This window comes from Wenyingzhuangia fucanilytica (genome assembly GCF_001697185.1).
Classification (GTDB): Bacteria; Bacteroidota; Bacteroidia; order Flavobacteriales; family Flavobacteriaceae; genus Wenyingzhuangia; species Wenyingzhuangia fucanilytica.
The window spans coordinates 1,786,105-1,798,885 of the sequence record NZ_CP014224.1 but is presented as its reverse complement, the minus strand read 5'-3'; the positions used below and the strand labels follow the sequence as shown (position 1 = coordinate 1,798,885).

General features: G+C 33.2%; 6 protein-coding genes. All 6 read left to right on the top strand.

Annotated features, from left to right (window positions below):
• The first annotated feature begins 16 nt into the window (after positions 1-16).
• Entirely contained in the window at positions 17-871 is an 855-nt protein-coding gene (locus AXE80_RS07340) for a hypothetical protein (RefSeq protein ID WP_068825877.1), read from the top strand.
• 11 nt (positions 872-882) lie between these two features.
• Entirely contained in the window at positions 883-2,502 is a 1,620-nt protein-coding gene (locus AXE80_RS07335; protein ID WP_083194610.1) for a family 43 glycosylhydrolase, read from the top strand.
• A 14-nt stretch (positions 2,503-2,516) separates the two neighbouring features.
• A complete protein-coding gene (locus tag AXE80_RS07330; RefSeq protein ID WP_083194712.1) occupies positions 2,517-4,673 on the top strand; it encodes a right-handed parallel beta-helix repeat-containing protein in 2,157 nt (718 codons plus the stop codon).
• A gap of 374 nt (positions 4,674-5,047) precedes the next feature.
• The gene (locus AXE80_RS07325) at positions 5,048-7,699 is read left to right on the top strand and encodes a T9SS type A sorting domain-containing protein (protein WP_068825868.1); all 2,652 of its coding nucleotides are present in this window, start codon (positions 5,048-5,050) and stop codon (positions 7,697-7,699) included.
• A gap of 165 nt (positions 7,700-7,864) precedes the next feature.
• On the top strand, positions 7,865-10,267 hold the full coding sequence (locus AXE80_RS07320) for a T9SS type A sorting domain-containing protein (protein ID WP_068825865.1): 2,403 nt from the start codon (positions 7,865-7,867) through the stop codon (positions 10,265-10,267).
• A 266-nt stretch (positions 10,268-10,533) separates the two neighbouring features.
• On the top strand, positions 10,534-12,702 hold the full coding sequence (locus tag AXE80_RS07315; protein WP_083194608.1) for a right-handed parallel beta-helix repeat-containing protein: 2,169 nt from the start codon (positions 10,534-10,536) through the stop codon (positions 12,700-12,702).
• The last annotated feature ends 79 nt before the right edge of the window (positions 12,703-12,781 follow it).

Here is a 12,781-nt window from a genome sequence, read left to right as displayed (position 1 = left end):
TTTAAACACCAATATGATGAAAAAAATAAAAATTATCACTTTTTCGTTTTTTGTTGCTTTGATGACTTTTTCTGAAACTTTTTCTCAAACATTTAACAAGAGTACAGATTTGTTATTGGCAAATTTTGATTTAAAACCAGACGAAGATGATGTAATGGCAGCAGCAGCTTTGGCTTGTATGTTAAAACATTCTGATTTTACAGACGTAAATTATTATGCAGTGGCAGGTGCTTATGGAGATCAAAAACACATTTTTATTACGGCCGGAGTGCCAGATTATTACAATAGTTTATTCGGAAAGGAAAATAAACATTGGACAAATGCCCATGCAAATTGGAAATCATCTGTAAAGAGAGCAAAGAAAAAAGTAATTCCCGTTTTAAAAAAGGGAGGTAGAATTTTTGTTCAAGAAGCAGGACAGTCAAATTTTACCTACGATCTTTTACAAGCAGTGATTGATGATGGGATTGAGCTTGGCATCATTAAAAAAAATGTAATCATTGTACAGCACAGTACTTATAACGAAAAAAACACAACGCCTTCTGAATTAACATGGTTAAAAAATAATACTGTTTATGTTAAAATAGACGATGGGAATACGAGCGATAACAGTACTCCTGGTTATCGTTCTAAAGACACAAAATGGTTAGAGTTTGCAAAATCAGACAAAAATCCAAACAAAATAGCTCGAGACATATGGATCTTGGCTGATGAGGTCTGTGATGCGTGGGAAGGAGAATGGACTAATAAATGGATTGCTGCCGGAGGGGTAGATTTTTCTGATTGCGTAGAGAATTGGTATTTATTTAATCTTGGAAAGGAGAGTGATGATATTGCTTCTTTTTGGAATAAGTATGTTATAAATAAGTAAAATAATAAATTATGAAAATAAAAATATTATTAACTGTTTTAGTATTGGCATTCCAAATGAATGCTCAAAATAGACGTTCTAACCCTATTGTAAGTCATATGTTTACGGCAGATCCTTCGGCACATGTATGGGAAGATGGACGTTTGTATGTATACCCTTCTACAGATGTAGCCCCTGCAAAAGGATATAAAACCATGGATGGGTACCATGTGTTTTCTACCGATGATATGATTACTTGGAAAGATCATGGAGAGATACTTCATTCTAGAGATGTAAGTTGGGGGATTAAAGGAGGAGGATTTATGTGGGCACCTGACTGTGTTTTTAAAAATGGAACTTATTATTTTTATTTTCCACACAAAAATAAAAATGGTGTTTGGGAAATTGGAATTGCTACTAGTAAAAGCCCTGCATCAGATTTTAAATTGCAAGGCTATGTAAAAGGAGGAAATGCTTTTTGTGATCCGTGTGTTTTTATAGATGATGACGGTCAGGCTTATATTTATGCGGTTAAAGATACCAAAGCTTATGTTGCAAAATTAAAGGATAACATGGTGGAGATTGAAGGGGAAATGACAGAACAAATTGGTGCTACAGGTCATAGAGAAGGGCCTTTTGTAATAAAACGAAAAGGCATCTATTATTTAATATATCCTGATCATTATCCAAAAACGAATAAAATGGGCTATGCTATGAGTAATAATCCTTTAGGTCCTTGGGAATTTAAAGGAGTGTTTTTAGATCATACAGATGTGATTACCATGCACGGTTCATTAGTAAAGTTTAAAGGACAATGGTATGTGTTTTATCACAACGGTAACCTTTCTGGAGGAATTGGCCCACAAAGATCTATTTGTTTTGATCCCGTTAATTTTAACGAAGATGGAACCATTCAAATGGTCAAGCAAATTTTAGGAGTAATACTCCCAACGTTCCATCAAGACATCAACTTTAACGGAATGATGGGAACTTTAGATGTTGGTAATTACCGTGAGGCTGATTTAAAAAAGCAACATATTTTATTAAATCAAATATCATCCATAGAAATTCCAAAAGGATATAAAGTAATCTGTTTTGAAAAAGACAACTTTAAAGGAAAGTCTTGGGAGTTCGAAGAGAATAGAATTGATTTAAATGTTATAGGAGCAAACAACCAAATTTCTTCGATAAAAATATCAAAATCAGAAATTATTAATTTAGTAAAGAACCCTTCTTTTGAATTGGCTACGCAAGGTTTGGTAAAACATTGGTTTCATAAAAACCCTAAACCATTTGTTCAATATAAAGATGATACGGCAAAAGGATATTACAGTCTTCAATACAAAGGTAATGGAAAATCAAAAGCATTGATTCAAAAAGTTGCACTTGAGCAAAATACCAATTATGAATTAACTGTTCAGTTAAAAATAAAATCAGGTACTGTGGGCAAAGTTATTTTTGATACCAATGGAACTTTTGATGAAAATTGTACGTTTGAATTAGGTACATCAAACAAATTAGATGAATGGGTTACTTACAAAGGTGTGTTTAATAGTGGAAATGTAAAGGAGGTTCAATTGCGTTGTATTACTTCTGATGATTTTAACGGAACTGGTTATTGGGATCATGTAAGCATTAATAAATGCAAATAAAATTTATGAATAGAATGAAAAAACAATTACTTATAGTTTTAACACTAATTATAGGATGTTTAAGTGTTGTTGCTCAAACTGAACAAGTAGCAAAAGCTGATTTTTTTGTGTCTACACAAGGCTCAGATTCTTGGTCTGGAAAATTAGAGGCACCCAATGCAAATAAAACGGATGGGCCGTTTGCAACATTGGAACATGCTCGTATAGCTGTAAGAAAACTAAAAAAGAATAACTCTAAGGATATTCTGGTGTTAATTAGAGAAGGAGTTTATAGATTGAAAAAAACAGTTGTTTTTAGTTTAGAAGATTCCGGTGAAAATGAATCAACAATAACATATGCAGCCTACCCAAATGAGACTCCTGTTTTTAGTGCTGGGAAAGAAATCAATAAATGGAAAAAAGTTGAAGGTGGACTTTTAGGGTTACCACAAGTAGCAAAAGGAAATGTATGGGAGGCAAATGTTTCGGATAAGTTTTATACTCTTTATGATGAAGAAGGAATGTTACCACGTGCTAGGTCTAAAAAGCATAACTCTTTAAAAGGGAGTACTAGTAATAAACTTTTATTTTCTAAAGGAGAATTAAAAGAATGGTCTAATGTAGAAGATGTAGAAATTTTTGTTCGCCCAACGAGAGAATGGATTGTAAATATGTTACCTCTTGTTTCTGTTGATGAAAAAAAGGGGATAGCTCGCACAGGAATTAATGCTACTTATGGAATGCAGAAGAAAGGGTATTGGGTAGAGAATGTATTAGAGGAACTAGATACTCCTGGAGAGTGGGTGTTAAACACAAAAGAAAAAAAAATCTATTTATGGCCACGTAATAAGTCAATGGTGGTGGCACCACAATTGTTGGAACTGATTCGTGTAGAGGGTAAAATTAATTTTGATGGTCCCACAGATATTCCTGTTCGTAATCTTCATTTCCGAGGACTTACTTTTAAGCACGGAGAACGATATTCTTTAACTAAAGACGATGCAGGTTTACAGCATGATTGGGATATGTTAGATAAAAATAACGCAATGGTTCGTTTTCGAGGTAGTGAAAATTGTGTGATTGAAAAGTGTCATTTTCTATACGGAGGAAGTGGAGCTATTCGAGTGGATTTATATGGGAAGAATAATAAAATATCTAATAATCACATAGAACATTTAGGAGGTGGAGGTATATTGCTTTGCGGTTATGGTCCAGGAACTAAGGATGTGAATAAAAACAATTTAGTTTTCAATAATAATATTCATCATGTAGGAGAAATATACTGGCAGTCTCCAGGTATTTTTCTTTGGAATAGTGGAGATAATAGAGTAGCAAATAATTTAATTCACGATACCAATTATTGTGGTTTAATAGTTTCTGGTTGTGTAATTCGTTTTTTTAAACACGCAAAAAAACGTGAACAATACCGAGCAATAAGATGGCATGAAATAGGTGATTTACCCAAGAATCCATCTGTAGATGAGGTTAGACCTTATTGGCACAGTAAAAATAACATGATAGAAAATAATGAAATACATCATGTTATGAATAAACTAGGAGATGGGAACGGAATTTACATTAGAGCTTCTGGATCTGGAAATGTGATTCGTAGAAATTATATACATCACTTAGTTGCAGAAACAGGAAAACAGAGTGGAATTAGAACAGATGGAGGACAGATGGATGTTTTGATTACAGAAAATATCATCTACAAATGTAGGTCACAAGGAATGACTCTAAAATTAAATAATAGATTCGAAAATAATATTATTGCTGATGTGATTCCTCCAGGAGGGGTTTATTTAAAAATTGTAGAAGGCCCAATGAATGGAGCCTCAAACAAACACAATATTTTCTATTCCTCATTATTCTCAGACCCTAGATTTATAACACAACCTAAACCAGGTAAAGGATTAGTTGGAGAAGATAGCCGTGGTAGAGTAGCTGCCACAATGAAAGATGTAGACTCTGATTTTAACATTTATTTTTGTAAAGCAGATAATAGTGTTGCTGATAAAATATTAGAACTTCTTCAAAAAGAAGATGGTGCAGATGTAAATAGTTTATCTACGGATCCATTGTTCATAGATCCCGAAAATGGTGATTTTAGATTTAAGCCAAATTCTCCAGCAATTAAAATGGGAATGATACCTATAGATATATCTAAGATTGGTTTACTTGAAGTGAAGTAAATTAAGGTTTTATTTTTTTTAACCCCTTATCCTTATGGATAAGGGGTTTTTTATATGCAGCAAATCAAAAATAAATATTTAATGAGTATAAATGGTCTTTAATTAATATGGTTGAATAGAGTAATTATTCATTATAGAACCTGTTTTTACTATGTTTTTGACTTGCTTAATTCAATCTAATTGATTTAAGTTAATCAAAAACACGATAAGAGTAAACTATTTTTTATTTCAGCCTATATATTTGGTTTTGTTAAATAATATTCAATTTAAATGGTGTTTTTGTGTTTATATGATTTTTAAATATCTAAAAAATTGTCAATAATTGAATACTGAAAGATTGTTGAAAAATAATAACTAAACTAAATATTATAAATATGAAAAAAAAGAAAGTAAAAATGAATAAATTCAAACCAAAAGATTTAGAACTTAATATATGCGTGTGTTTGGTTTTACTATTATTCTCAAACTTAATTCAGGCTCAGGTTTATTATAATGAATTTGATACTTATAGTGTAAACTCTATTAATGGAGCTGCAACTTGGACTCAAGATAGTACAAGCGGTGAGTTTACTTATGATAACGGCGGCACAAATTACCAGCGAAGAGCAATAGTGTATTCCACAAGTTCTTATAAATCTAACACAGGTTTTAAACTAACAGTTAATTATACTACTGGTTCAGTAGGTGATACTGCTGCACATAATTTTTCTTTTGGGTTGATTAGTGATGATGTTGACTTATCTACTTATTCAGGCTTCAATCCTTTTGTGTCAGATAACTCAGTTTATAGTATAGGTGCAAATTTAACAACAGATGGAGGAGTTTTATCTAGAGGTATAAATTTTACTGATGCTACAGAAGTTATTACATTAGATCAATCTGGAACAGTGGCTCAATTTGTTACAAATAATTCCACAGAGGTTGTTATGGAAATTGGACAAGATGGTGTTTGGAGTTATTCTATTAATGGAATAAGGGAAGCATCAGGAATGATTAGTCAAGGATTTGATTTGTCTAAAAATTATCATGTAGTTATATATGGACAAGATGATAATGGAGGAGGTAAATCAATTCAATCCATACAATTAGAAAAACGTACAGCACTAGGAGAACGTGCCGATTGGTTAAGAGGTACTTGGGGAGTTACCTGGACACCTAGTAATTATCAAAATGGTAATGTAGAAGATGTTTCTATTGATGATTTTTTAAATCAAATTAGTGAAGTAAAAACAATTAGCTATATACAAGTTAAATTAGGGTCGTCTTATATTTATTCTCCTGTTTTTGCTGCTCCTCATCAAGTTTTAGAGAGTTTTTGGTATAATGATGGGGTAGATAGAGATGGAAATGGAGAACCTGTCCAGAATTTAGTGGTTCCTCGTTGGGGGAATGGGACAATAGCAGAAAATGATCCTTTCTTAGATTGGATTACTAAAATTAAAGCAGCAGGACTTAAAGTTCAAGTTTATGTAAATAGTTCTAACATGTTACAAAGGTATAGTGATAGCTATGAAGACGGACGTATTCCAAGTCCAAATGAATTGCCAGATGTAACTAACAGATGGAAAGCTTACTGTGATGCAAACTACACTACATTTATAAATAGCCAACCTTATCATACAGGAATTTATAATTCTGCTACGGGAAACTATGTGAATTCAGAAGCAGAATTTCCAGAAAGAAAATATGTGTTTTGTTTTGCTGAATACATTCTTAAAGAATATGCAACTCGATATGGAGATTTAATTGATGCTTGGGTATTTGATTCGGGTGAATTTATGGTCAGTAATGGAGATGATAGTGAATCTGGAATTTTAGAAGAGCAAAGATTGTACGAAGCTTTTGCTAATGCAGTTCATGCAGGAAATGAAAATGCAGCAGTAGCATTTAATAATGGTCCAAATAGACATGAGGCAAATGCAGCTAATGGAACGGTTACTCCATATTCACATGCTACACATTTTGATGATTTTATGTTTGGACATCCTTATAATGGAGGTAAGAGTATTGGTAAAGATAAAGCAGATTATTACGATACAGGGGCATACCCAACCAACTATGGAAGAAATTATGCTCATATGCTTTGGATGCAAGGTACAGGAGGGAATGTACATCTTTACAGAGATTCTAGTAATCCTGTTGATGAATGGGAATTTGATAATAAAGTTGTGGGAGGTTTTTATCCCCCTATGAGTACTACATCTTGGCAAGGAGGAGCTACACAAGCACTAGAACAAGTTGATTTTGAACTATGGAATCAAGTTGCAATTGATCATGGAGGAACCATTATATGGGGAACTGCCTTAGAAATATATAATTTAAACAATGCAAACCCATCTTTAATAGCAAGAGATTGGGCCATTGCACAAATTCAAGGAGCTGATGATTATTTTGCAAGTTTATACAACTCAGGAGCACCTGTTTGGGCTAGAACAGAAACAGTTTTACCAGATGCTACTATTGGAGAAAGCTATCATCATGTTATAAGAAAAGGAGAGCATGTTTGGGATCCTGAAGGTGATGATTTTACTGTTTTTGTATTGTTTAATCCTCCCTCTTGGATGACTGTTACAGAAGATGTAAACAATCCTGGGGATTGGATTTTAGGAGGAACTCCTAATGAAAGTACTGCAACAGAATATAATTTTAGAATTAGAGCAAGAGATATTAATAGTAACAAAGGAACAAGAGCAGTAACCCTTAAGGTAAATTCTAATTCAGGAGGATCTAGTAAAAAAGCTTTAGGGAATTTAGAACTAAAAAATGAAGAGACTTATTGGGTGTTTCCTAACCCTACATCTAATCAAGTAACTATTTCTTTGGGGAATAATTTTGTAATGGGAGAACAAATTTCTACTCGAATTTATGATCAAATAGGGAACTTAGTTTATCATAGAAATCATATAGCGAATAGTTCAAGGTACTCATTAAGTCTGGTTGATTTAGGAATTAGTAGTGGTGCAACCTATTTTCTTGAAATTAAATCAGCTAGTATTAATAAACATCATAAAATCATACTAAAATAATCTATTTAAAAAGCATTGTTAAACTTACAACAGTGCTTTTTTATTAAAAATATCGGAAGAATAAATTTTAATAAACAAGAGAGTCTTTTAAATACCACCAAGAAATATAAAATGAAAAAAAGTATAGATCTAAAATTAATATTCATAGTTTTTTCTGTTTTCAATATGATCTTAATAAATCATATTGAAGCTCAAAAGAATGATCCAAATCAGGGTTTACGAGCCCATTGGCTAAGAGGAACTTGGGGAATAAATTGGAAGCCGGTAAATTTATATAATGGTGGACACGAAGGATTATCAATAGAGCCTTTTTTGAACCAGATAAGTCATATAAAGACAATTGATTATATTCAAGTTCACCTTGGAGAATCTTCAATTAAATCTTCTGTACACATGGGGCCACATTCATTATTAGAGAGTTTTTGGGAAGGAGATACAGATGCTAATGGAGATCCTATTAATTTGGTTGTCCCACGTGCATCTTATGGTGAAGATCCTTTTTTAGAAATTGTAAAGGCTATTAGAGCAGCAGGTTTAAAGGTAATGGTATATGTGAATAGTTCTAATATGCTTTCTAGAGAGGGGCCAGGTGGATCTAATCCGGATTATATACCTAATATAACAGAGCGTTGGAAAGAATGGTGTGATACCAATGCTGAAGCTCAGGCATTTATTGCCAGTCAACCCTACCATACAGGAGTGTGGGATGAAACTAGTAAAACTTATATAAATTCAGAAACTGAATTTCCTGAACGTAAATATATGTTTTGTTATGCTGAATTTGTACTTAAAGAATATGCCATTCGTTATGGAGATTTACTAGATGCTTGGTGTTTTGATTCTGGAAGTTGGATGGGGATGAATGGAGATAGTCAAACGAACGGTATTTACGAAGATCAAATGATTTTTAATGCATTTAAGGCAGCGTGTCATGCTGGAAATCCTGATGCAGCCCTTTCGTTTCAAAATAGTCCAGAAAGAGATACAGAAGAATTAAACCCATTTTCTGAAGCTGTTCATGCCGATGATTTTATGTTTGGACATCCTTATAACGGAGGTAGAGATGGAGGTAGTCATACAATTGGGACACCTTCTTTGTATTCTCGTAATTACGCACATATTGAAAAAATGAAAGAAACCAACGGATACGCACATCGGGGTAGCGATCCTCAAACTTGGACTTGGGACGATAATGTAGTAGCACATTACGACCCTCCTATGAGTACTACATCTTGGAATGGTGGTAATACACCAGCGCTCACAGATGAGGAATTTAATCTTTGGAATTTGGAAGCTGTGCAAAATGGTGGTGCAATTTCTTGGGGACTACCATTGGTGAAAAAATCAGGAACAAATGAACAACTCGTGGGGACAGATTGGGCTTTGGCTCAATTAAATGGAATGGATGCTCATTTAATGGAGTTGGAGGCACCAGGAGCCCCAAACTGGTCTAGACAAGAAACTGTATTATCAGAAGCAAAAATAGGTGAAGTCTATCATCATGTTTTAGAAGAGGGTAAAGATTTTTGGGATCCCGAAAATATAGGAGCGATCTCTCTTAGTTTATCTGGGGACAATGTACCCACATGGATAACTTTAGAACAAACGGAACCAGGTATTTGGACTTTAAGTGGTACATCAACAGATACAAAAGCAACTACCTACGTCTTTGATATTGTTGCTCAAGATACTGATGGTTCTAATACAAGAACGGTAAGTTTAGAGGTTGCTAACGATACAAAAGAAGAAGAGATGAGTGTAGTTATAAAAGCAGTAGCAAATACAAACTATGGAGTTGATCAAACAGCAATTATGTATTCAGACGTATTAACAGCTTTAGATGGCAAAGCTACTTTTAAAATTTCTGTGAATGTGACTCCACAAATAGGTAAAGCTATTTCTAGTGGAGTGTCAGGAGGACTTACTACTACTCAATCTTGGGGATTGTCAGGAGATGAAAGAGAGGGTTCAAAAGAGAATATGTTTTATGGAGAAAAGGTAGATTGGGTAACAATATCTGATATACAAATAATTGAATTTAATGCTAATGGAGGTACATTACAAGAGTCTGATTTTGAAAACATAACTTTTAAATCGTTGATGATTGTAAATGGGCAAACGCTAGGCAAGGATGCTATAGCATTTACTATAAATGAAGAAACAATAGAATTAGGTAATTTAGATTCAAATCCTTTTTCAATAGAATTACAAGATAAAAATCAGACTTCATTTTCTATAGGGATAGGAAATAGTGTAGATCAATCATCAAACAAATGGTCTGTAGAAGAGATTATTTTATCAATAGATCTTAGTGAAATGTTGTCTGTTGAAAAAGTAGAAAAAGAATCCGTTGTGTTATGGCCTAACCCAACATCAGGAATAGTTCATTTTGATGAAATAAATCCTCAATTTATTCAAGTGTATGATTTTAATGGAAGGCTTTTAAAATCGGAGGTGTCAAGTGCAAATTATTTAGATGTTTCTGAATTTAATAATGGGGTTTATATATTTAAATTTAGATTAAACAATGGAGAAGTGATACATAAAAAAGTTATAAAGAAAAACTAAAGAGAAGATCAAGGAAATAAAATGTTGCTTAATATACTGTGTTAAACGAGTTACTTAATAACATTATTAAATGATAGATTTGAGGTATTATATGATGTTTGTATAGATTATTAAGGGATTTAGGTTGCTCTAATCAACCTGATTGAATTCAGTACTAAAAAATCACGATGGGAGTAAGTGTAATTATGATTTGAAATTGCAAGTTTGTGGGTGATAAAACACATAATTATTAAAAACTTTATGTAAAGGGTAAAATGACGAAAAGAATGAAAAAAATATTGTTTATAAGTTTAATGCTAGTAGTTAGTATTTCATGTTTTGCACAATCAAAGGCAGATTTTTATATATCAACAGAAGGATCTGATGATTGGTCTGGTAAATTGGCTAGTCCCAATGAACAAGGAACAGATGGTCCATTTGCTACCTTAACGCATGCAAAAGAAGCCGTTCGTACATTAAAGAAAACTAAATTAACAGATATTATTGTATTAATCCGTGAAGGGGTTTATAAGTTAAATAATACAGTTGTTTTTGGTTTAGAAGATTCTGGCCAAGAAGACATGACGATTACTTATGCTGCGTATCCTGGAGAAACCCCTGTGTTTAGCTCAGGAAAAGAAATAAAAGGTTGGGAAAAGGTAACAAAAGATATTCCTGGCTTGCCAGAAAAGGCAAAAGGGAATGTATGGGTTGCGGATACTTCGGATAAGTTTTTAACTCTTTATGATGAGGATGGAATGTTGCCACGTGCACAATCAGAAGGTTTTATTGCAGAAGAAAAAACAAATGCTAGAGACAGAGTACATTTTCCTAATGGTACATTTAAAAACTGGTCTAACATACAAGATGCAGAAATAAAAGTACGACCACATCATGCTTGGATTACAAATATGCTTCCAATTGAATCTGTAAACAAAAAGAGCGAGATTGTAAACACATCTATAAGTGCTACTTATGGAATGAATGTTTTACACTTTCTAAAAGATACAGAAAATGTTTGGATAGAAAATGTAATAGAAGCTTTAGATAAAGAAGGAGAGTGGGTATTAAATACTAAAGAAAATAAAGTTTATTTGTGGCCACGTAACCAATCAACTATTGTAGCTCCTCAATTATTGGAGTTGATTCGTGTAGAAGGTAAAATCAATGAAAGAGGAAGTAAAGATATTCCCGTTAGAAATCTTAAATTTAAAGGGTTAACATTTAAACATGGAGAAAGATATACATTAACTCCAAATGATGCTGGTTTACAACATGACTGGGACATGTATGATAAAAATAATGCTTTGGTTCGTTTTAGAGGAACAGAAGATTGTGTTATTGATGAATGTCATTTTCTTTATAGTGGTAGTGGAGCGATTCGTGTAGATTTACACGGTATTGGAAATACTATTTCAAGTAACCATATAGAACATATGGGAGGTGGCGGAATTTTACTTTGTGGTTATGGACCAGGAACTAAAGATGTAAACAAAAAGAATACGGTTTATAATAATAATATTCATCATGTAGGAGAGATTTACTGGCATTCTCCAGGGATTTTTGTTTGGCAAAGTGGAGAAAATCGCATAGCAAACAATTTAATACACCATACGGATTACACAGGACTTATATTGTCTGGTTGTATGACAGATTTTTTTGCTAAAAAAGGGAATGGTCGTGAATTAGTTCGTACGCTTAGGAGACATGAATTACCTGAATTTGATAAAGAAGTAACTTTAGAGGAAGTATTACCTTATTTACATACTCATGACAACATTGTAGAGAATAACGAAATTCATCATGCAATGCAAAGATTAGGAGATGGTAATGGAATATATATCCGTGGAGCAGGAAGAAATAATATTATTCGCCGCAATTATATCCACCATTTGGTTGCTGATATGATTATGCAAGCAGCGCTTCGTACTGATGGTGGTCAAACGGGTACTTTAATTACGGAGAATGTGATTTATAAGTGTACTTCTCAAGGAATTTTAACAAAATTAGATAATAGAGTAGTGAATAATGTAGTGGCAGATATTATAGCACCACCACGTGGTTACTATTTATCGGTTCGTGAAGGTCCTTTAACAGGTGGAGCAATTAAGAATAATATTTTTTATTCGCCAACTAAGCTAGTAACTTTTATTGATGAATTACCTCCTGGAAAAAAAGGGAAGTCAGAGGATAGAAGAGGGCGTGCGTTGGCTAGAGCTAAAGATGCTGACACAGATTTTAATATTTACTTCTGTGCCGAAGATGCAAATAAAGGAATAGAGATGTTAGAGAAAAATCAAAAAGACGGTGTAGACTTAAATAGTAAATCGATTGATCCTATGTTTGTTGATCCTGAAAATGGAGATTTTAGATTTAAACCAGGTTCTCCAGCTTTAGAAATGGGAATTGTTCCTATAGATGTTTCAAAAATAGGTTTGGTTAAAGTCGTAAATTAAACCTTATAAGTAAAAACAACACTAAAAAATATTAAAGATTGATTTTAGTAAAAAAGGCCTTCACTTAGTGAAGGCTTTT

Bases quoted from the DNA above. Each gene is read 5' to 3' on its own strand.
- AXE80_RS07340 (WP_068825877.1), top strand. From the start codon at position 17: ATGAAAAAAATAAAAATTATCACTTTTTCGTTTTTTGTTGCTTTGATG.
- AXE80_RS07335 (WP_083194610.1), top strand. From the start codon at position 883: ATGAAAATAAAAATATTATTAACTGTTTTAGTATTGGCATTCCAAATG.
- AXE80_RS07330 (WP_083194712.1), top strand. From the start codon at position 2,517: ATGAAAAAACAATTACTTATAGTTTTAACACTAATTATAGGATGTTTA.
- AXE80_RS07325 (WP_068825868.1), top strand. From the start codon at position 5,048: ATGAAAAAAAAGAAAGTAAAAATGAATAAATTCAAACCAAAAGATTTA.
- AXE80_RS07320 (WP_068825865.1), top strand. From the start codon at position 7,865: ATGATCTTAATAAATCATATTGAAGCTCAAAAGAATGATCCAAATCAG.
- AXE80_RS07315 (WP_083194608.1), top strand. From the start codon at position 10,534: ATGAAAAAAATATTGTTTATAAGTTTAATGCTAGTAGTTAGTATTTCA.